Source organism: Aeromonas enterica (assembly GCF_054052465.1).
In genome coordinates this window covers 282029-303394 of record NZ_JBSTYL010000004.1, presented here as the reverse complement: position 1 = coordinate 303394, position 21366 = coordinate 282029, and the positions used below count along the sequence as shown (strand labels likewise).

Sequence of the window (21366 nt, the reverse complement as noted above, 5' to 3'; positions counted from 1 at the left end):
AGGGGCGGTCCAAACCGCCCCTCTTGCCATTCACTCCCCCGCTCAGGCCAGACAGGGCTGGGGCCGAGCCATTCTCAGCGAGGCTACCAGCATGGCGAGGATCAGGCCGTAGATCATCGGGATGGCATACATCACCGCCTGCAAGCCGATCACCTGCTCCAGCAGGGCACTGATGGCCGGGCTGAACATGGCCCCCGCGCTGCCGCTGATGAGGATATAGGCGACGTTCTTGCTCGATGCCTGGCGCACAAACGACACCCCGTAGGCGATAAAGGCGTTGTAGAGCGCGGCGCAGACAAAGCCGTAACCATAGGTGAGGTAAGGCAGCTGGCTCAGATTGTCGGTGGTGACGATGAGCGCCGTCATCCCCATCGCCAATGTGATGATCACCAAGAGGAAGGTGCGGATCGCAATGCGGGTGACGATGGCGGTCGAGACCAGCGCGCCGAGCAGGGCCGCCGTCCAGTACTGGGTGATGATGTTGCCCGCCTCCTCGAAGGGGATGCCGAACTTGTTCTTCACGAACATAGGCGCCCAGGTGAGGAAGGTGTAGAGCGCCAGCATGCCGAGAAAGAGCCCCAGGCCGCCTCTGATGATGCCAAGGTTCCACTCCGAGTGCTCATTGCCGGCGCTCTCGCCGCCCGCCTCGCAACTGCGAAAATTGGTCAGCACCGCCACCAGCATGGTCGCCAGCGCCACCACCCCCACCGCCAGATAGCTCCAGCTCCACGCCATGGCGTGGGTCAGGGTGTAGGTGGTGATAAGCGGGAAAACCACCCCGGCCACGTTGAAGGTGGCATCCTGCACCACCAGCATGGTGCTCTGCATCCGCGCCTTCCAGACACTGACCACCAGGGTCCCCGCAATGCAGAGCCCCACCCCGCCACACAGACCAATCACCGTCATGGCCGCCATCACCACATAGAGGGAACCGGTCAGATGGAGCGAGGCCGCCGCCAGCGCGATCAGGCCGTAGCAGAGCAGCGTCATCCGCTTGAGGCCCACCTTCTCGATGAGGAAGAAGGCCGCTATGGTGCCCGCCAGCGCCCCGCCGTTCAGCAGAGAGAAGATGGAGGCCACCTGATTGACGTCTGCGCCGAACTTGGCGGCGATGGGTTCGATCAGCATGCCGAACTGGGTCGCAAAACCGGCCATCACGAAGTTGGCCAGGAAGCTGATGGCAGTGAGGGAGAGCTTATTGTTCATATTGGATCTCTCATAGGGGTCAGGGTGCGTGCAGGGTTGGGCGGGGCCGCGGCGCTTACAGCGCGGTATGCAGCGCCAGCTCGATCATCTGGTTAAAGGAGAGTTGCCGTTCCTCGGCAGTGGTCTCTTCACCGGTCAGGCAGTGGTCGGAGACGGTGAGGATGGCGAGCGCCTCTATCCCCTGCTGATGGGCCAGCCCGTAGAGACCGGCCACCTCCATGTCGATGCCGAGCACGCCGAACTTCTCCAGCGCCGGAATGAGGTTTTCGTCCGGATCGTAATAGAGATCGCCGGTGAAGATATTGCCCACCTTGACCGGAATCGCCTTCTCCTGCGCCTTGGTAAACGCCTTGTGCAACAGGGTGAAGTCGGCCGAGGTGGCCATCTGGTAACCGGCGCTGCGCTTGGCGTTGGTGGGGGAGTCGGTGCCCGCCGCCTGCGCCAGGATGACATCGCGCATCTGCACATGGCGCTGGGTCGCTCCCAGACTGCCGATGCGGATGATCCGCTTGACCCCGAAGTCGTTCACCAGCTCGTGGGCGTAGAGCACCATGGAGGGGATCCCCATGCCGTGGCCCATCACAGAGATGCGCTGACCGTTGTAGTAGCCGGTGTAGCCCAGCATGTTGCGCACATTGGTCACCTCGCACGCATCGGTCAGAAAGGTCTCGGCGATATAGCGGGCCCGCAGCGGATCCCCCGGCATGATGACGGTATCGGCGAAATCGCCCGGGTTGGCATTGATATGAGCTGTCATTGTTGTTGTGCTCCAGTTTGACTCCTGTAGATGAGCGCATCCTAGCCCCCGCCTGGCCTCCCCTTGCAGGACAAAAGTCCTGTTGCCCCGATCGAGATCCCAGTTCCGGCAACTTCTCCAGGGCCACCCCGCTTGCCCTCCTTCGCCGCCGCTTATCTGCCCCCGCCCAACCCAGCCCTGCCCCTGCGGCAAGCGCCCCGTCACCCGTTCAGCGATAACGCCCCTGCGCCCAAAAAGCGCGGGGGGCCATCAGGCCCCTCGCAAACACACCGGACAAGAAAACGCCTTACTTGGCGGCGCTATCCTTCACGCACTTCTGGACAAAGCTGTTCTTGGCCGCGCCGGCCAGCTTCTTGTCGGCCGCCGCCTTCTCGCACTTGGCCGTCGGATCCATCGCCGCCCCCGTCTTCACGCACTTCTGGATAAAGCTGTTCTTGGCCGCACCGGCCAGCTTCTTGTCGGCCGCCGCCTTCTCGCACTCACCGGTCGCTGCGCCGGCGGCATCTTTCACACACTTGCCGATAAAACTGGTCTTGGCAGCGCCGTTCAGCTTCTTGGCCGCAGCCTGCGCCTCGCACTGCAACTGGGTGGAGTCGTTGGCAAAAACCGGATTGGTCAGCAGCACGCTACCGCAGAGCAGGCCGAACAGGATGGCAATACGCTTCATATGACGTTCCTTATTGTGATGTGTTGGCATGGTGACCTGTTTGCATGGTGATGGTTTGCAAATAGCGGTTATTGCAACAGCTGATTGTTGCCGCAGATCCCCCGTCTCGCCAGCAAGGGCGACCGGAAGCCGGGCAACCATCCCCGCACTATAGCGCCGATTGGCAGAGCGGGATTCTCCCCAGCCAGCTCCGCCTCAACAGCAAGCCAGACCCATCTTCCTCGCCACACCCGCCAACCCCAATAAAATAAAGGGCCATGGGAATCCAGTGCCCGGTCAGTGCGATTTGTTGAGGTAGCGCATAAAAAGAGAATTTTCAGGTAGCTACGTCACTTTGTGACTGGTTTGCGTATGAGGCTTGAGGATATGCTGGTCATTCGGCGCCTACAGCACCATCCGGGCTCCGCCCGCTGGTCGATGGAGCGCATTGGAAGCTGTAATCCAGGGGCGGTAGCTTGGGTCTTGTCCACCGTTAATTCTGATAGGAATACCTTATCTATTAATTTACCTTATTTATCCATTCACTGAGATATCGAGTAGAGATCGATAACCAATGATTAGGTTATTTATTTTAATTCATATATGTCACACATGATAAACGTTAGGCTTCATTTCGTGAAGCATCAACCCACAAGGTTTAGCCCAGCATACGAGATTCATAAATTTAATAACCTGCATCTTTTATATCTGTTTCAATATCTTTTACTTGCTTAGCTATTCTTTTATTAAAATGATAATTAACCTCCTCCTCAGTCATATTACTGGTATCTTTTTTAAAGTAGTAACTTAACACATGAATTTTCTTTTCAAGATCATAGTTGTCGAAATTAGGAATGTATGTTGTTTCACGCCTATAATGCTTAATCTGAAAATATGTACGCACAAATGATTTAAGGTTCACCTTCACATTAAACCTTACAATCAATTTTTGTAAGAAAGCATCTAGTTCATGCAATAAATTTTCATCTGTTATTTCTGAGAAGAAATACATCCATCCTTTAGATTTATTCTGAAAAATACATCCCGTTATGCGTAAATTAACCCGCCATTCTAAAAACTCAGCATTCCTCAATTGGGAGTGTTTATAACCAGTGAAAATTGCTATAAGTGATTCTCTCAGATTGTCAACTGACCCTTTTCTTGCAGTTACTACATTACCTTGAAAATAATATCCAAGATACCCAAATTCATCATAACCCAAAGACCCTGTACTGGACTTTTCAGGGTTTCGTTTAGGATCATACACCTTCAACCCTAAATGTTTAAATCTCCTGATAATCTCGAGTGAAATTTTTTCGGTCTGTGATGAGGCACACAATATCAGCACATCATCAACATATCGGAAATATTTTATTCCATCCAATTTAGAAAAATATTTATCAATATTCAATAAGTAAATAGCTGCAAGGATATTTGATACAGATAAACCCTGAGGAACCCCACAATTTGAATCAATATCACTTTTACTGGGTTTTGACACTGTCGGGGATTTTATTGCACTGTAAATCAGATCTAATATTCTTTTGTCTCTAATTTTCCCTCGTAACCGGCTAATCAACTTATCATGCACAACTGATGGATAAAAATTAGCAACGTCAAATTTTAAGTACGAATCATAGGCATTCGAAGAAACAGCTTCTTTGACTTCAACGACCATTTCCTGCGGTAGATTAAATACAAGATCATTCTGATATATTTCTTGTAAAAAATCACAAGTTGCACGTAGTGCTATTTTATCTCTAATTGTAGGGATTGATATTTCACGGGGAGCCTTCCCCTTTCCTTTACTAATTAATTTAAGTTTATATTTATTAAAATCATAATTACCATTAAGCGACTTTCTCTGTACAACATTCATTTCATCATCATGAAACCTCCAGAATATTTCGTGTGACATATTATCCACACCGGTTGCTGAAGATAGCAGAACGTTTTCCTTATAAATCCTTTTCAGATTCGCAGTTTCGAAATGCTTTTTTAGTATATTATAGGAGTTCATGCATCCATCCTTAAAAAATATAAAATAAGAAAAGGAACGCAAAATATAAAAACAAAGTATATGAAGTTTCTTACCGCATAGAACACCACAAGTAATTTATGGATACAAGTTGGATGCTTACTTAGTTTTGAACCATCTGTAGAGTTATTATTTTCATCAACAACTGCTTTAATGAAATCAAGTTCAAGATGATTTTCGGATGCGGCAAGTATAGATTGGTAGTCTTTATCTAACTGAGCTAAATCATGACCATGACTAGATATAGTTTTTGTATAAATCAAGCTTAGCTGCTCGTAGCTCTGCTTTAAAAGCATAGCTCTTCCTTTGTAGTTCATATTATTGATGAATAATGTGAGGATAAGTATAGAAACTGATAAAGCAACCATTATTGCCGACTCAGAACTACTTTTAACAGGATTTACCAATGTGTAGATAGAATAAAACACAAGAAATACGGAGTGCCAAAGAAGTAATATCTGAGAATATGTATCAAGATTCAACAACCTACGCTCAGCTTTTATTTTGGACTTTCGTGTCCACCATACCTTGTCAGAGAAGTCGCTCATTGAAAAAATCCTTTGAAGAGTGAGGCGTCAAAGGTAGTAATCGTGTAACGCCTGTTAAACAGACTAGTAAAACTAGAGGAAAACCCTCCCAAAATTAGTTGCACCCAGAAGACTGGATGATCGCAAGCGATACGCCTCTCAACAGGAGATTACTGTTTTTCCACTGAAAATCAAACTAAATATATAGGAATTTATGTAATCAATCATTTTAGGCTGATCATATCCATCTCCTCATAGCTCTCCATTTTTGAAGACTTTATATGAAATGGAAATTTGGAACAGGCAAGATGGGTGGTACTAAGAAGTACCACCCATCTTTATTCTTCCGTTTCTATTTCTCCCCCCAACCTGTATTCCCACTCCGGCGACAAACTCGGGATCGAGGGAGACAAGCAGCAACGTGCCCGGATAATCGGCCAGCACCTGAGTGAGCAGCTGGCGAGAGGCGTTATCCAGGTGATTATCCGTCTCATCGAGGAGCAGCAGCTCAGGTTGCTGTGCCAATACCATCAAGAAGCCCAGCTTCAGCCGCTCACCACCACTCAACTGGTGGGTCGGTTGCGGGGCGCGAGCGGACCAAGGATCTAGCCAAGTGAGGCGACGTTGAGCCGCTGGGGTTATGGGACTAGCGCAGTACCATAGGAGTTATCTATGGTGCAACGCCACTCCCCATCTGCCTCCTTGCGAAAGACATAGGTGGCACGTCGGTTCTCATCGATCTGGCCGCCTTGCCCATCGGGATAGCGCAGCCGGGTCTCCATGATCACCAGCGCATTGCCGGCCCCCTCAATCACCGCCATGGCACCCTGCTCCACCTTGAGCTGCCCCTGAAAGTAATCCGAGATCGCGGTGAAGGCGCGGCGGATAGCGGGAATGCCGCGCACCACCATGCCGGGCTTGACCACCAAGGCGGCGTCCTCGGCGTAGAAGGCCATCAAGGCGTCGAAATCACGCCGGGAGATGGCGGCGTCGCAGGTCTCGATGAGGGTTCGAAGGGGATGCTGATTCATCTTCACTCCTTATATGGGGCGGCTTGCCCATCCTGTCATGGATAGAAAACAACGGATAGAAAAATCCCCCGAGGTCGGGGGATTGGCAATCCACTTAACCGAGCAGGAAGGCCCTTAACCGGGCAAACTCCGCTGGCAAATTAACGGAGAGCAGCGGCAGTTCGGCGTGCTTGGCAAGCGGGCCGGGCAGCGGCACATCGAGATTCAGGATCTCGTCCACCGACTCCTTGAACTTGGCGGGATGGGCGGTGCAGAGGAAGACCCCCACCTCATCTTCACCGAGCTGCTCGTTCAGCAGATCCCAGGCGATGGCGCCGTGGGGCTCGCACAGATAATCCAGCTGGTGCAGGCGTTTGAGCGCATCGCGGGTCTGGGCGTCGTCACGCATGCCGGAGCCCAGCGTTTCCAGCGCCCAGCCGTTGCGGCGGCACAGCTCCTCTACCCTAGGCCAGTTGTTGGGGCGGCTCACGTCCATAGCGTTGGAGAGGGTCGCGACCGTCTGGTGCGGCTCCCACTGGCCAGATTTCAGGTAGCGCGGCACGGTATCGTTGGCGTTGGTGGCGGCGATAAAGCGCTTCACCGGCAGCCCCAGCGCCTTGGCGATCAGCCCCGCAGTGAGGTTGCCAAAGTTGCCGGACGGCACGCTGATGACCGCCTTGGCACGATCCGCTTTCGGCAACTGGGCAACCGCCTCGAAGTAGTAGCAAACCTGCGCCAGCAGGCGGCTGATATTGATGGAGTTGGCGGAGTTCAGACCTATGGCCTTTTTCAGCTCCTCGTCGTCGAAGGCATCTTTCACCAGCGCCTGACAGGCATCGAAGTCGCCGTCGATGGCGATGGTGCGGATATTGCCGCCCAGGGTGCAGAAGAGCTTTTCCTGCAGGGGGCTGATCTTGCCCTTGGGGTAGAGAATGACCACCTCGATCCCTTCCAGCCCGTAGAAGGCGTGGGCCACGGCGGCGCCTGTGTCGCCGGAGGTGGCGGTCAATATGGTGATCTTGTCGTTGGTACGGAACGCGGCGAGGCACTGGGCCATAAAGCGGCCGCCAAAATCCTTGAATGCCAGGGTCGGGCCGTGGAACAGCTCAAGGGCATAAGTGCCATCTTTGAGTTTCACCAGCGGCGCCGGGAAGGTGAAGGCGGCGTCGATCAGCTCGCTTACCTTGGCGGCGGGCACTTCATCCCCCAGCAGATGGCTGATGATGCGGGCGGAACGCTCGGCCAGCGGCAAGTCCAGCAGGGCATCCACGTCGGCCAGCGGCGCAATCACTTCGGGGAAGAAGAGCCCCTGCTCACGGCCCAGCCCCTGACGCACCGCCTGCGCGAAGCTCACCTGTTCACTCTTGTCCTTGATATTGTAAAGATTCATAGCTCGCTTCCTGTTACCCGTGCCCCGGCCATGTCCAATTTACAGACCCGGGCAAATCCATCTTCGTTCTGCACGAAATGTGCGTCCATCCAATCCTTCATCCGCTCGGCCTGCGCCAGATCCTTCATCACCACGAAGACGCTGGGGCCTGAGCCGGAGATGCCGGTGGCCAGCGCCCCGTTCTGGGCCGCCTGGGCCCGCACCTCGTTGAAGCCTTCGATCAGCGCCGCGCGGTAGGGTTCGGCAATCACGTCCTTCAGTACGCTCGCGGCCAATCCCTCCTGCCCTGTGTAGCTGGCGTGGACGAAGGCAGCCAGCCGGCGGCCGTAGGTGAGACAATCCTGCCGGCGATACTGGGCCGGCAGAATGGCGCGGGCGGCAGCGGTAGACACCACAGTACCCGGATAGCAGACCACCCAGTACCACTGCTCGAACACAGGGATGCCCTGGCTGATGACGCCGTGCTCTTCCAGCACCAGCTGCATGCCGCCGAGATAGCAGGGAGCGACGTTGTCGTAGTGGACGGAGCCGGAGATGCGCCCTTCCATCTCCCCCATCAGCAGCAACATATCGTGCTCGTTGAGGGGCTCGCCGTGAAAGGCGTTGAGCCCTTCAAGGGCCGCCACCACGCTACAGGCACTGGAACCCAGACCCGAGCCCACCGGCAGGTTCTTCTCCAGCACCATTTCGAGCTGCTTGAGCTGCTGGCCGCGCTTCTCCAGCGCCTCGCCATAGGCGACCCAGCAGTCGTAGAGGATGTTCTTTTTCGGATCGTCCGGCAACTTGTGGGCGTAGCGGCCCACGGAAGAGAGGGCAAACGCCACGTCAGCCGCTTTCACTTGCACCCGATCGCCCAGCAGGGAGCCATCCACGGGGGCGAGCGCCGCCCCCAGTACATCGAATCCCACGCTCAGGTTGGCGCTGGAGGCGGGGGCGTAGGCAACCACGCTGCCGCCTGCTGCCATATAGGGGTTCATCTCTGAACTCATGGTTATAACTCCTGCTTCCAGTTCTGGGTGCGCAGCACGTCGGCAAAGACGCCCGCCGCAGTCACTTCGGTACCGGCGCCATAGCCGCGCAGCACCAGCGGGATCGGCTGGTAGTAGGTGGAGAAGAAGGCGAGCGCGTTCTCCCCGTCTTTGACCTTGAACAGCGGCTCATCGGCGCCGACCGCCTTGATGGCGACCTTGCACTTGCCGCCCTCGATGGAACCCACGTAACGCAGCACCTTGCCCTCGCTCTGAGCCAGTGCGAACTGGTCGCGGAACCAGCCGTCAGCTTCGGGCAGGCGGGCCATAAAGGCTTCCACATCGCCGCTCACATCAAATCCTGGCGGCAGTGCCTGCTCCACTTCCACGTCGGAGAGCTCCAGCGCCATGCCGGCCTCGCGAGCCAGAATGAGCAGCTTGCGCGCCACGTCCATGCCGTTGAGATCGTCGCGGGGATCCGGCTCGGTGAAGCCGTTGCCACGGGCAATCTTGGTCGCCTCGGAGAAGGCCATGCCCTCATCCAGCTTGCCGAAGATGAAAGAGAGAGAGCCGGACAGCACGCCGTCGAAGGCGCGCAGCTTGTCACCGGCCTTGATGAGGTTTTGCAGGTTTTCGATGACCGGCAGGCCGGCGCCGACGTTGGTCTCGTACAGGAACTTGCGACGAGTCTGACGGGCGGTGCGACGCAGCGCCTTGTAGTAATCGAGCGACCCTGTGTTGGCCTTCTTGTTCGGGGTGACCACGTGGAAACCGGCGGCCAGGAAGTCGGCGTACTGGACGGCGACGGCCTCGCTCGAGGTGCAGTCGACGATCACCGGGTTGATGAGGTGGCTCTCTTCCACCAGCTTTTGCACCGCTTCCAGGCTGAAGCTGTCACGGGCCTCCACCAGCTGTTCACGCCAGTGGGCAAGATTCAGCCCATCCTTGTTGACCGCCATCTGGCGGCTGTTGGCGATGCCCACTACCCGCAGGCCGGTGCCCTGTTCGGCCAATACCGGCTGCTGGCGGGCAATCTGATCCACCAGGGCCGCGCCGACACCGCCGACGCCGACTACGAAGAGATCGATGAACTGCTGGCTGCCGAAGAAATTCTGGTGGCAGGCCTTGATGGCTTCGGCCACCTTGCGATCCCGCACCACGGCGGAGATGGAACGCTCGCTCGAGCCCTGCGCGATGGCGACGATATTGATGGAGGCCTGCGCCAGCGAGGTGAAGAAGCGGGCCGCCATCCCCTTGCTGGTGCGCATGCCGTCACCGATCAGGGAGATGATGGCCAGATCGCTCATGATCTCCAGCGGATCCAGCAGCTGGTTCTTGAATTCCAGCTCGAACTCGCGCTCCAGCACCTTGCGGGTCTTGTCGCAGTCATAGCTGTGGATACAGAAGCTGACGCTGTACTCGCTTGATGACTGGGTGATGAGGACGATGCTGACCCCGGCGCGGGAGACGGCGGAGAAGATGCGACCGGCCATGCCCACCATGCCCTTCATGCCAGGGCCGGAGACGTTGAACATACACATGCCGGAGAGATCCGAGATGGCCTTCACTTTCAGGTCGTCATCCCCCTGCTCGACGCCGATCAGGGTGCCAGGCCCCTGCGGGTTGAAGCTGTTCTTGATAAGGCAGGGAATGTGGAATTGGGCCACGGGCGCGATGGTTTTCGGGTGCAGCACCTTGGCGCCAAAATACGAGAGCTCCATCGCCTCTTTATAGGAGAGGGTTTTCAGCAGGTAGGCGTCCGGCACCAAGCGCGGGTCGCAGTTGTAGCAACCCTCCACGTCAGTCCAGATCTCGCAACACTCGGCATCGACGCAGGCGGCCAGCACGGCGGCTGAGTAATCCGAGCCGTTACGACCCAGCAGCACGGTCTCACCCTTGTCGCTGCCACCGGTGAAGCCCGGCATCAGGTAGAGACAATCGGAACGCAGCCCCTTGGCGGCAAAGCGCAGGCGGGAGGCCTCGATGTCGACGTGAGCTTCGAGGTAGCCGCCGTCGGTGGCCAGCAGTTGCTCCGGTACTATGATATCCAGCTCGAGGCCGCGCACTCGCAGCAACTCGTGCATGAAGGCGATGGAGAGGTTCTCGCCGCGGCTCAGGATGCGGGCCTGCACGTTGTCCGGGCAGAGCCCCAGCAGGCGGATGCCCTGCATCAGCCGCTCCACCTGATCCAGCTCGGCGGTGAGGCGGGCCTGCAGCGCCTTGTCATCCAGCGCCGGATACGCGGCCTTCAAGCCGGCCAGCAGGCGGGAGAAGATACCGTTGATTTCAAACAGGGTGGAACTGGCATCCATGCCGCGACTGGTCTGCTCCACCAGGGCGACCAGGTGATTGGTCACCTTGGCCGGTGCCGATAGCACCAGGGCAACCTGGGATTGGCCGTGGGTATTGACCGCGATATCGGCTACCCGTAAAAAACGCTCTGCGTCGGCCAGTGACGACCCGCCAAACTTCAACACTCTCATCGCTTATCTCCCTGTGAACCCTGCAAATTGATCTGAAAACGGTCTAAAAACAACTCAACAAAAAGGCCCGTACTGGGTGGGTACGGGCCTTTTTTGATTTCTGTGCTTGTTCGTCAGCGCATCAACCGGCCCCAGTGCCACCTGTGGTGGTACCGGTAATAATGGTGGTGGTGGTGACGTTGGTGAATGACTGCATGACGAACACTCTTGAACGAAGCTGGCTTTTAGCAATACCGCGGCAGGCGATGGGCTGTCAACTTAAACCTCATTGCCCCTTGCGTTCAAATCGGCGAACCAGGTCTTTGCAGAGCAGATGCAGCATATTCAAATCCCGCTGCGGCAGCATGGGCACCCGGTCCATCACCCATTGATGCAGTTTTTCATCCTGAGAAACTCCGAGTTCACCAAGTATTTCTGCTGTTTTGTGTTTCAGTACACGAACCTGCCCGGCGTTATCAAAATTTTCTGCTATAGCCTGCGGCTCATCCAGCAACTGGCTCATCTCGTAGGCATACAGCATGATCGCCTGCCCCAGGTTCAGCGACGGGTAACTCACCTTGAGCGGCAGGTAGCTCAGCAGGTCGGCGTGGGCCAGCTGCTCATTGGAGAGGCCGGATTCCTCACACCCAAATACGATGGCGACCTTGCCGAGCGAGGGCTTGGTGCGGATCTGCTCGCGGATCTCCCCCGGGGTGAGGTAGTGCTGATAGCGACCACGCTGGCGGGCCGTGGTGGCGATCACCAGATCCATGTCGGCCAGCGCCTCTGGCAGGGTGTCGAATGCCTCGGCGTTGGTCAAAATGTCCTGCGCCCCATGGGCTACCCAGTTCGCCTCCTCCTCTTCGTGTACCCGGCTCGCCACCAGTCGCATGGCATCAAAGCCCATGGTTTTCATGGCACGGGCGGCGGCCCCGACATTGGGTGCCCGGGCTGGCGCCACCAGCACAAAATAGAGTTTCATTGGGTTTCCTCTTGAGCAGGCCGACCGCTCGAACAGGCTGCAAATGGTCGGCAAAACAGGGGCGCAATCTACCGTTTATCCCCGAAAATTGCCACTTGAACAGCCATTTGAATGTTGCCATAGTGGCCAGACGTGTGCACAAACTGCCAGCCATTCTCGGTATGAATGCCGTGAGTGATTGAGCACTTGCAGGGCAAGGACAGGACGACAGACCCGCCCCGGATTCAGCCGCCATACCGGCCGACACATCACAAGGAAGAGAGAGATGCAGCAGCCATTGGAACAGGCCGTCGCCGAGACTATCTTGCAACGCTTCGAGTCATTTTACAGCCGGTTTCTCGAGATAACCCAGGGCAGCAAGAGCCGCTTCGAGAACAGTGACTGGCTGGGAGTACAGCTCGCCGGGCGCGAACGCATTCGCCTCTATGATCACCACGTCGGCGCCACCACGGCCCTGATAAAGCAGATGATGGGGGAGCATCACGCCACTCAGGAGCTGCTCAAACGGGTAAAAGGCGCCTTCAGCGATCTGCTGCCCCGCTGTGACAACTTCGAGGTGGCAGAGTCCTTCTTCAACTCCGTCTATCGCCGCATCTTCCGCCATCGCAACATTCGCGACGAGAACCTCTACATCCATCCGTTTCGCAGCCGGGGGGAGCATCCAGACTTGAGCGCCCTGCTGCGGGTCTATCGCACCGATCTGACCCACCTGCCGCAAACCCTGAGCCAGATGCTGGGGGATTACAGCTTCACTCTGCCCTATGAGGACAAGCAGCGCGACATTGTCGACATCCACCGCCATCTTGCCGAGAACGGCCCGCAGATCCTGCATGAAGAGCCCTTCGCCATCGAGCTGCTCAAGGAGGTGTTCTACCGCAACAAAGGCGCCTATCTGGTGGGACTTATTCGGGTGAAGGGGCAGGTATTCCCCTTCATTCTGCCGCTGCTCAGCACAGGCCACAGCATCTACGTGGATACCGTCATCTTCGAGCCTGAGCTCGCCTCCATCGTGTTCGGTTTCGCCCGCGCCTACTTCATGGTCTATGCCCCTGTGCCGGCGCTGTTTGTGGTGTTTCTGCGCCAGATCATGCCCCACAAACCCGATTACGAGATTTACAACGCCATCGGCTGCCAGAAGCACGGCAAGACAGAGCTCTATCGCCACTATCAGCAGCACCTGGCCCAGAGCCGGGAGCTGTTCATCATAGCCCCCGGCATCAAGGGGATGGTGATGAGCGTGTTCACCCTCCCCTCCTATGACGTTGTGTTCAAGGTGATAAAAGACGAGTTCACTCCGCCCAAGGATGTGAGCCACGAGCAGGTGAAGGCCAAGTACCGGCTGGTCAAACAGCACGATAGAGTGGGTCGCATGGCCGATACCCAGGAGTTCACCAACTTCGAGTTTCCCCTGGATCGCATCTCGCCCGAGCTGCTGGTCGAGCTCAAGACTGTGGCCCCCTCGGCACTCACCATCACCAGTGACAAGCTGGTGATAAAACACCTCTACACAGAGCGCAAGATGATCCCGCTCAACCTCTATCTGGACAAGGCGGACGAGCAGCAGACCCGGCTCGCGCTGGAGGAGTACGGCAACGCCATCAAGCAGCTGGCGGCGGCCAACATCTTCCCCGGCGACATGCTGTTCAAGAACTTCGGCGTCACCCGTCACGGCCGGGTGGTCTTCTACGACTACGACGAGATCTGCTACATGACGGAGTGCAACTTCCGCCAGATCCCGCCGCCGCGCTACCCGGAAGATGAATGGAGCGCCGAGCCCTGGTATTCGGTGGCCCCCAACGACATCTTTCCCGAGGAGTTCGCCACCTTCCTGCTGCAAAAGCCCCAGGTGCGAGAGATCATGATGCAGCTGCACAAGGAGATGTTCGACGCCAACTACTGGAAGATGCTGCAGAGCAACATCAAGGTGGGGGTGTTCGAGGATGTCTATCCCTATCGGCGCAAGAAGCGCTTCAAGTTCCAGCGGGGAGGATGAAGATCAGCTCGCGGCACCTTGTCATGGCTCAAGATGCGATGCATCTTGCGATGCTTGCCGACACAAGCCGCAAAACGGCATTGAAAAAGGGACGCTGCGGCGTCCCTTTCTGATCGCGGCTGCCTGCTCGAGCTACGACAACCTCTGACAGGAATATCAGTTACTTGGCGGCTGGCATGGCATCGAAGGTGAGCAACGCCACCTTGTTGGCATCACTCAGCACCAGCTGTTGACCGCTTACCTTGAAGGTTGCCACCTTCTCCAGTTTCTGCAGATAGAGCATCTCCTTGCCGGCCAGCTCGCCCATGCACATCATGCGGGTCGAGCCCATGGCTCCCAGCGTCAATACGCCGTCACCCTGCTGGGTGATGCCGCCAAAATAGCGGTTGCAGCCGCCCTTGCCCGCCACCTTGTCACCCGCAACCTGCAGAGTGAAGGTATCGCCGCTCGCTCCCTGCAACTGCCAGGTGGATGCTTGCAGTTGAGCCAGACTGGAACCAGTTGCCATAGCGCAGCCTCCCAGTGCCAGTGCGGCCAGCAGGGTCAGTTTCTTGTTCATGGGTTCACCTCTTGATATGAGAGAAATAGGGGAAGGAAAGTGATGATGGTGGCCTGTTTATCATGAGTCGGCGGCAGATTAAAACTGTTTTATTGTGATCTGGGTTGCCTTTACTAGCAGCTGGCATGTGCCATGCTTGTATTCCTGTTCCGGACCCAGGGAGGGGAAAAGAATGGTCAAACCACTCATCATCGCACTCGCGTCATGCCTCAGCCTCGGTGCCCAGGCCGCCGACTGGGACTTCCTCAAGAGCGAGGCAAACAGCCAGCTCTACGTGAAAAGCTATTCCGGTGTGCTGCTCGGCAATCAGAGTCATCACAGCGACAATTTCGACCTCTGGCTCATCAACACCGGCTATCAGTATCCGGTTCAGGACGATGTCAGCCTCTACATGGAAGCCGGGCCTGCGGTGGGCACCCACAGCGAGCAGACTGGCTTCAATATCAGCTCAGGGGTGCGTTACCGGCTCTCCCCCTCGCTGAACATCGGCAGCCAGCTCAAGCAGCTGGAAGTGAACAAGGCCAGCACCCTGCTGGAGCTCAATACCAGCCTGCTGCTGACACCCCAGTTCGCCATCACGGCCAACTACGGCATGAGTGCATTCAGTACGGGGCAATCCCTCAGCATTGGTGTCGGCCTCAACTTCTGACCGCTCAAATAAGCCGGGTTGCGCTCACCAGTACGCCGTTGAGGTCGGCATAGACGTAGTCACCCGGATGTATGGTCACCCCTGCAAACGACACCACGGCATCCAGCGCCCCCTGACCCCGCTTCTCGGTCTTGACCGGGCAGGCCGCCAGCGCCTTGACCCCCAGTGCCAGCGTCGCCAAGGTGCCCACATCACGCACGGCGCCGTGGATCAGGATCCCCTCCCATCCCTGCTCTGCCGCCTTGATGGCCAGCTGATCACCGAGCAGGGCGCGGCGCAACGAACCGCCGCCATCGATCACCATCACCCGCCCCTGGCCAGGTCGAGTGACCAACTCCCGTACCAGGCTGTTGTCTTCATAGCAGGAGAGGGTGACCGCCTGGCCATAAAACAGCGGCTTGCCACCAAAATTGTGGAACAGCGGATCGGCCACTTGCAGGGCATCGCCGTGTTGATCGCAGAGGTCGGGCAGTAGATCCAGCATCATAAGCTTCCTTCCATGGATATGAATTCGCTCATTCTTTCATCAAGCCGGGTCCCTGACAATCCAGTGGGATTCAATTCTGCCCAGATGGAGAGGTGCGCCTTTTATCAATACCGGCAGCAACCAAAGCTCCCCCTGTTCCACCCAATAGAGGGCGTTCTGGCCGAAACGGGTCGCCAAACCAATGGCCTCACTGCGAGAGGAAGCCAGCAACAACGACGATTCACGCCAACTTTCATCGGGCGAGCTCCCCCAGCAAGGCCCCATGGCCATCATGTGGGGAGACGCCACGATCACTCGCCAGAGAGCCCGCTGACGGCGGGTATTACGACGCATTCCCACCTCGCGACTGGCCGGATTCCAGGCCGTCACTATGGCGTAGGCGGGCCATTTCGGCGCAGCAAAGGAGGCAATAAAACAAATTTTTCTGTAGTTTTCCCACAAATTCATGTCAACCACATGTTACATTCCATTACATTTTATAAGGGCGAAAATGGGGACAACCCCAAGTATCATGCTGTGTACTCAGGGTTTGACCTATATCAAACCAGAGTTAAAAAGTTGCTATCTGACGGCAAAGAGTGTTGTTATGCGCCTGTTAACTGATAAAATGCAGCCACTTTTGTAATGGACTACCTTTCCAGGCTTCTCTCGATCAGACTTGTTGAGAGCCTATGTGTGGCACAGGGATGTTTGCCAACGCTGATGCCAAATTCGCGATAACCCGACCTGACATTCATACCCAGGATGACGTAATAAATTTTCAGGACCGGTCGGGTAACGCCAAAGAGTGTTAAAATTTAGATAACTAACTGATAAGAATCTGGGAATACTCATGCAAACACCACACATTCTGATCGTCGAAGACGAACTGGTCACCCGCAATACCCTGAAAAGCATCTTTGAGGCCGAAGGCTATATAGTGCTCGAAGCCAACAATGGCGACGAAATGCATCAAGCCCTGACCGCCCACACCATCAATCTGGTGATCATGGACATCAACCTGCCGGGCAAAAATGGCCTGCTGCTGGCGCGCGAACTGCGTGAAGATGACAACATTGCTCTGATGTTCCTGACCGGTCGTGACAATGAAGTGGACAAGATCCTGGGTCTGGAAATCGGCGCCGACGATTACATCACCAAGCCATTCAACCCCCGTGAACTGACGATTCGTGCCCGCAACCTGCTGAGCCGCACCATGAATGTGGCCGCCGGTGGCGAAGAGAAGAAGCTGGTTGAACGTTACCTGTTCAACGGCTGGGCACTGGACATCAACAGCCGCGCACTGGTCAGCCCGGCTGGCGACATGTTCAAGCTGCCGCGCTCCGAATTCCGTGCCATGCTGCACTTCTGCGAAAACCCGGGCCAGATCCAGACCCGTGCCGAGCTGCTCAAGAAGATGACTGGCCGCGAGCTCAAGCCTCATGACCGCACCGTGGATGTCACCATACGCCGTATTCGCAAGCACTTCGAAAGCGTCAACGACACCCCGGAGATCATCGCCACCATCCATGGCGAAGGCTACCGCTTCTGTGGCGAGCTGGAACAGGAATAAACCAGTTCCATCCCATGGAATCAGGTTCAAGAGGCGCCATCGGCGCCTTTTATCTGCCTGCTGTTTGCCCTTTTTCGGCGCAAGCGCAAAACAAAAAGCCCACTCGCAGGAGTGGGCTTTTTGCATGAAAGCTGGAGCGGGCAGCGGGAATCGAACCCGCATCATCAGCTTGGAAGGCTGAGGTAATAGCCATTATACGATGCCCGCTAGGCATCAAAATCGCAGCAGATTCCAGGCATCAAACAAACGTCGAGAAGCCATGCACCAGGCAGAGGCAATAACAAGACGGCTTGGTTACCGGGGATCAAAATGTGGAGCGGGTGATGGGAATCGAACCCACGTATGCAGCTTGGGAAGCTACCGTTCTACCATTGAACTACACCCGCGTCAGGGCCTCTACTATATGCATTTTGCCGCCGAGCGCAATCACTGCGGTGCTGTTTTTTACCATAAATCAAGCCGTTCGACCAACTAATGAGCAGCAAGCTGTTTTTTCCATCAAACATTTTCAACACCGGGAATTTACAAGGTTGCCAATGCCGGGAGCCGAGGATAGTCTTGCGCCACTCGACGCGAGGATGGTGGTAATGGACAAGAAAACTCAGAAACATCTTTATGGCTGGTTGCGCAACCAGTCGAGCCACGGCCGACGCTGGATCGGTCTCTCCATCGGCTTTGGTCTGGGTCAGGGCATACTGATGGTGGCGCAAGCCTGGTTGCTGGCGACCCTGCTGCATGGCTTCATCATCGAGGGCACAACCCCGGAACAATCCATTCCCCTCTTTATTACCCTGCTGCTGGTGACCCTGTCCAAGGCGGCGCTTGCCTATGGTCGTGAGGTGACCAGCTTCAAGGCAGGCAGCGCGGTGCGCCAGGCCATTCGCGAGCTGGTGCTCACTCGCCTCGGCCGCCTCGGCCCTGCCTATATCCAGCGACGCCCGGCCGGCAGCTGGGCCAGTCTGCTGCTTGAACAGATTGAAAATATGCAGGATTTCTTCTCGCGCTACCTGCCGCAGATGGCCATTGCCGTCTTTATTCCCGTGGTGATCCTGGTGGCCGTGTTCCCGGTCAACTGGGCGGCGGGTCTGATCCTGCTGGGCACTGCGCCCCTCATCCCTCTCTTCATGATCCTGGTGGGGGTGGGCGCCGCCGATGCCAACCGCCGCAACTTCCAGGCACTGGCGCGCCTCTCCGGCCACTTCCTCGATCGCCTCAAGGGGCTGCGCACTTTGCAGCTTTTCATGCGCACCCAGGCGGAAGGGGATGCCATTCGCGACGCCTCGGAAGATTTTCGCGAGCGCACCATGGAGGTGCTGCGCCTTGCTTTCTTGAGCACGGCCGTGCTGGAATTCTTCGCCGCCATCTCGGTGGCGCTGGTCGCCGTCTACTTCGGTTTCTCCTATATCGATCACCTGAACTTTGGCCACTATGGCACCAAAGTCACCCTGTTTACCGGCCTGTTCGTGCTGTTTCTCGCCCCCGAGTTCTACGCTCCGCTGCGGGAACTCGGCGCCCACTACCACGCCAAGGCGCAGGCCATCGGCGCCGCCGAGCAGTTGCTGGAGTTCCTCGAAGCCGACGTGAGCGAGCCCGCCGCAGGCAACACCCCTTTCCATGCCGACAGCCCGATCAAAGTCGAAGCCAAAGACCTCGAAGTGCTGAGTGCCGAGGGCAAGGTGCTGGCCGGCCCCATCGACTTCACCCTGGAAGCGGGGTCACGCACGGCGCTCGTCGGTGTCAGCGGCGCCGGCAAGAGCTCGCTGGTCAATGCCCTGCTCGGTTTTGCCCCCTATCGTGGTGAGCTAAAGGTCAACGGTCAGGAGCTGGCCAGCCTCGACATGAGCCAGTGGCGACTGCAGCTGGGCTGGCTCTCCCAGAACCCGCAGCTGTTCCACGCTTCCTTGCGCGACAACCTGCTGCTGGCCAAGCCGTCAGCCAGCGATGCCGAGCTGGAAGCCGCCCTGAAACGGGCTCAGGCCTGGGAATTTGCCATGGAGAAGGGGCTCGACTATCCGGTTGGGGATCAGGCCGGCGGCCTCTCGGTCGGCCAGGCCCAGCGCCTCGCCCTGGCCCGTACCCTGCTCAAATCCACCCAGCTGATGGTACTGGATGAGCCCACCGCCAGCCTGGATCGCCACTCGGAGCGCGCCATCATGACCACGCTGGAGCAGGCGATGGCGGGCCAGACCCTGTTGATGATCACCCACCGCCTCGATCAACTGACCAAGATGGACAAGATACTGGTGCTGGCGCGCGGCCAGCTGGTGGAGCAAGGCACCTTCCAGCAACTGAGCAGGGCGCAGGGCCCGTTCGCGCGCCTCTTGTCCCAACACCCGGGGGATTCTCTCGATGACTGATCTATTGCCGTTTCTGCGCCTCTATCGTCAGCACTGGCTGAGCCTCTCGCTGGGCCTGCTGCTAGCCCTGGTGACCCTGGTGGCCGGCATGGGACTGCTGTCGCTCTCCGGCTGGTTCCTCTCCGCCGCCGCCGTGGCGGGGCTGGCCGTCGCCAGCCGCGATACCTTCAACTACATGACCCCGGCTGGCGGAGTGCGTTTCTTCTCCATCATCCGCACCGCAGGTCGCTGGGGCGAGCGGGTGGTGAGCCACGACGCCACCTTCCGGGTGCTAACCCGGTTGCGGGTCTGGTTCTGGCAAAAGCTCTCGCCGCTCTCCACCGGCACCCTGGCCGGCTTTCGCCAGGCGGATCTGCTCAACCGGCTGGTAGCTGACATAGACGCCATGGATCACGTCTATCTGCGCCTGGTCACCCCCATAGGCGCGGCACTGCTCAGCTGCGCCGGCCTGGTGTTCTTCCTCTCCTTCTTCGACGGTCGACTCGCCCTGACGCTGGGCGCCATACTGCTGCTTGGCATGATAGCCCTGCCGCTGGTGTTCTACTTCCTCGGTCGCCAGCCCGGCCGTCGGCTGATCGCCGAGAAATCGGCCATGCGTACCCGCATGGTGGACTATCTGGACGGTCAGGCCGAGCTGCAGATGTTTGCCGCCGCCCCCAAGGCGCTGACCGAGCTGAAACAGGCCGAACAGGCGCTGCTGGCCGCCCAGGCCCGCATGGCCATGGTGAGCGGACTGGCCAACTTCTCGGTACAGCTGCTTAGCGGCTGGACCCTGACCCTGATGCTCTGGCTGGCCGGTCACGGCGTGGCGGGCGCGCAGCCCGACCCCATCACGGCGCTGATGGTGTTCGCGACCCTGGCAAGCTTCGAGGCCCTGCTGCCGCTGGCGGGTGCCTTCCAGCACCTCTCCACCAGCCTCACCTCGGCCCGCCGTCTCAACGAGATACTGCAGGAGGCCAAGGCCCCCCAGTGGGGAGCCGAGCAGCAGCACGCCAGCGTCGGCACTCTGCAGATAAGCGACCTCTATTTCGGCTACCCCGGCAACCCGCATCCTGTGCTGCGCGGTTGCACCCTGCAGCTGCAGGCAGGCGAGAAGCTGGCGCTGCTGGGGCAGACAGGTTGCGGCAAGTCCACCCTGATGGGGTTGTTGACCCGTGAGTGGAGCCCGCAGGCGGGCAAGATAGTGCTGGATGGCAAGCCGCTCACCGACTACAGCGAAGGGGCGCTGCGCGCCTCGCTGTCGGTGGTGAGCCAGCGGGTTCACCTGTTTGCCGATACTTTGCGAGGCAACCTCAAGCTGGCCGCCCCCGATGCCAGTGACGAGCAACTGGTGCAGGTACTGACCCAGGTCGGCCTCGCCAATCTGCTGGAAGATGACAACGGCCACAGCGACAGCGGGCTCAATGCCTGGCTGGGGGATGGCGGTCGCCCGCTCTCCGGTGGCGAGCGCCGTCGCATCGGCATCGCCCGCGCCCTGCTGCACGACGCGCCGCTCTGGCTGCTGGATGAGCCGACCGAGGGGCTCGACAGCCAGACCGAACGGGAGATCATGAACTTGTTGTTCAGGCTGGGGGCGGATCGCTCCTTGCTGCTCATCTCCCACCGCCTGCTGGGGCTGGAGCAGATGGACAGGATAGCCCTGATGGAAGAGGGGCAGATCCGCCTCTGTGCCCCCCATCACGAGTTGCTGGCGGATGATTACTACCGCAGCCTGCATCAACGGCTGGCACCAGTCTGAACATAAGAAAAGCAGAGGGGCGTACCTGCGCCCTTCTCACGCCAT

18 protein-coding genes, 2 tRNA genes and 1 pseudogene are annotated in these 21366 nt (G+C 57.6%); 5 read left to right on the top strand and 16 right to left on the bottom strand.

What is annotated here, in order from left to right:
• Window positions 1–42: 42 nt before the first annotated feature.
• The 11 genes and pseudogenes from tsgA to ACW5XD_RS07255 form a co-directional block, all read right to left on the bottom strand.
• Window positions 43–1206: an MFS transporter TsgA gene (tsgA, locus tag ACW5XD_RS07305; RefSeq protein WP_456494298.1), complete on the bottom strand. Its 1164-nt coding sequence runs from the start codon at window positions 1204–1206 to the stop codon at window positions 43–45.
• A 55-nt stretch (window positions 1207–1261) separates the two neighbouring features.
• Window positions 1262–1963 carry a purine-nucleoside phosphorylase gene (gene deoD / locus ACW5XD_RS07300; RefSeq protein ID WP_456494297.1) on the bottom strand — a complete coding sequence of 234 codons (702 nt, stop codon included), beginning with the start codon at window positions 1961–1963 and terminating at the stop codon, window positions 1262–1264.
• A gap of 286 nt (window positions 1964–2249) precedes the next feature.
• Window positions 2250–2630, bottom strand: coding sequence for a hypothetical protein (locus ACW5XD_RS07295; RefSeq protein ID WP_456494296.1), 381 nt, complete (start codon window positions 2628–2630; stop codon window positions 2250–2252).
• A 664-nt stretch (window positions 2631–3294) separates the two neighbouring features.
• Window positions 3295–4629: a reverse transcriptase domain-containing protein gene (locus ACW5XD_RS07290; RefSeq protein WP_456494295.1), complete on the bottom strand. Its 1335-nt coding sequence runs from the start codon at window positions 4627–4629 to the stop codon at window positions 3295–3297.
• The gene (locus tag ACW5XD_RS07285) at window positions 4626–5195 is read right to left on the bottom strand and encodes an SLATT domain-containing protein (RefSeq protein ID WP_456494294.1); all 570 of its coding nucleotides are present in this window, start codon (window positions 5193–5195) and stop codon (window positions 4626–4628) included. The genes ACW5XD_RS07290 and ACW5XD_RS07285 overlap by 4 nt, the downstream gene beginning before the upstream one ends.
• Before the next feature lie 297 nt (window positions 5196–5492).
• Window positions 5493–5765: pseudogene (locus tag ACW5XD_RS07280) on the bottom strand (ABC transporter ATP-binding protein); the annotation flags it as partial.
• A 47-nt stretch (window positions 5766–5812) separates the two neighbouring features.
• Entirely contained in the window at window positions 5813–6205 is a 393-nt protein-coding gene (locus ACW5XD_RS07275; RefSeq protein WP_456494293.1) for a YybH family protein, read from the bottom strand.
• Between the two features lie 94 nt (window positions 6206–6299).
• Window positions 6300–7574 (bottom strand): threonine synthase, encoded by a 1275-nt coding sequence (thrC, locus tag ACW5XD_RS07270; RefSeq protein ID WP_456494292.1) that lies wholly within the window; start codon window positions 7572–7574, stop codon window positions 6300–6302.
• The gene (thrB, locus tag ACW5XD_RS07265) at window positions 7571–8563 is read right to left on the bottom strand and encodes a homoserine kinase (protein WP_456494291.1); all 993 of its coding nucleotides are present in this window, start codon (window positions 8561–8563) and stop codon (window positions 7571–7573) included. Before thrB ends, thrC begins: the two co-directional genes overlap by 4 nt.
• Window positions 8564–8565: 2 nt before the next feature.
• Complete coding sequence (gene thrA / locus ACW5XD_RS07260; RefSeq protein ID WP_456494290.1) at window positions 8566–11025, bottom strand: bifunctional aspartate kinase/homoserine dehydrogenase I; 2460 nt, start codon at window positions 11023–11025, stop codon at window positions 8566–8568.
• 265 nt (window positions 11026–11290) lie between these two features.
• A complete protein-coding gene (locus ACW5XD_RS07255) occupies window positions 11291–11986 on the bottom strand; it encodes a tRNA/rRNA methyltransferase (protein ID WP_456494289.1) in 696 nt (231 codons plus the stop codon).
• A gap of 265 nt (window positions 11987–12251) precedes the next feature.
• Between ACW5XD_RS07255 and aceK the strand changes: the two genes are divergently transcribed.
• On the top strand, window positions 12252–13979 hold the full coding sequence (gene aceK, locus ACW5XD_RS07250; RefSeq protein ID WP_456494288.1) for a bifunctional isocitrate dehydrogenase kinase/phosphatase: 1728 nt from the start codon (window positions 12252–12254) through the stop codon (window positions 13977–13979).
• A gap of 160 nt (window positions 13980–14139) precedes the next feature.
• Here the strand turns inward: aceK and ACW5XD_RS07245 are convergent, their stop codons facing one another.
• Complete coding sequence (locus ACW5XD_RS07245; RefSeq protein WP_456494287.1) at window positions 14140–14538, bottom strand: META domain-containing protein; 399 nt, start codon at window positions 14536–14538, stop codon at window positions 14140–14142.
• 172 nt (window positions 14539–14710) lie between these two features.
• Here ACW5XD_RS07245 and ACW5XD_RS07240 point away from each other — a divergent pair, with 172 nt between their 5' ends.
• The gene (locus tag ACW5XD_RS07240) at window positions 14711–15187 is read left to right on the top strand and encodes a hypothetical protein (RefSeq protein WP_456494286.1); all 477 of its coding nucleotides are present in this window, start codon (window positions 14711–14713) and stop codon (window positions 15185–15187) included.
• Window positions 15188–15191: 4 nt separating this feature from the next.
• On the opposite strand, the gene ACW5XD_RS07235 is transcribed toward ACW5XD_RS07240, so the two are convergent.
• On the bottom strand, window positions 15192–15671 hold the full coding sequence (locus ACW5XD_RS07235; RefSeq protein WP_456494327.1) for a putative 4-hydroxy-4-methyl-2-oxoglutarate aldolase: 480 nt from the start codon (window positions 15669–15671) through the stop codon (window positions 15192–15194).
• A 42-nt stretch (window positions 15672–15713) separates the two neighbouring features.
• Entirely contained in the window at window positions 15714–16130 is a 417-nt protein-coding gene (locus ACW5XD_RS07230) for a DUF3293 domain-containing protein (RefSeq protein ID WP_456494285.1), read from the bottom strand.
• Between the two features lie 376 nt (window positions 16131–16506).
• Here ACW5XD_RS07230 and arcA point away from each other — a divergent pair, with 376 nt between their 5' ends.
• Window positions 16507–17226: a two-component system response regulator ArcA gene (gene arcA / locus ACW5XD_RS07225; RefSeq protein ID WP_010633329.1), complete on the top strand. Its 720-nt coding sequence runs from the start codon at window positions 16507–16509 to the stop codon at window positions 17224–17226.
• A 132-nt stretch (window positions 17227–17358) separates the two neighbouring features.
• On the opposite strand, the gene ACW5XD_RS07220 is transcribed toward arcA, so the two are convergent.
• Both ACW5XD_RS07220 and ACW5XD_RS07215 read right to left on the bottom strand, forming a co-directional pair.
• Window positions 17359–17433, bottom strand: a tRNA-Gly gene (locus ACW5XD_RS07220).
• A gap of 105 nt (window positions 17434–17538) precedes the next feature.
• A tRNA-Gly gene (locus ACW5XD_RS07215) sits at window positions 17539–17612 on the bottom strand.
• A gap of 201 nt (window positions 17613–17813) precedes the next feature.
• On the opposite strand from ACW5XD_RS07215, the gene cydD reads away from it, so the two are divergent.
• Entirely contained in the window at window positions 17814–19583 is a 1770-nt protein-coding gene (gene cydD, locus ACW5XD_RS07210; protein ID WP_456494284.1) for a heme ABC transporter permease/ATP-binding protein CydD, read from the top strand.
• On the top strand, window positions 19576–21321 hold the full coding sequence (gene cydC / locus ACW5XD_RS07205) for a heme ABC transporter ATP-binding protein/permease CydC (protein WP_456494283.1): 1746 nt from the start codon (window positions 19576–19578) through the stop codon (window positions 21319–21321). Before cydD ends, cydC begins: the two co-directional genes overlap by 8 nt.
• Window positions 21322–21366: the final 45 nt, after the last annotated feature.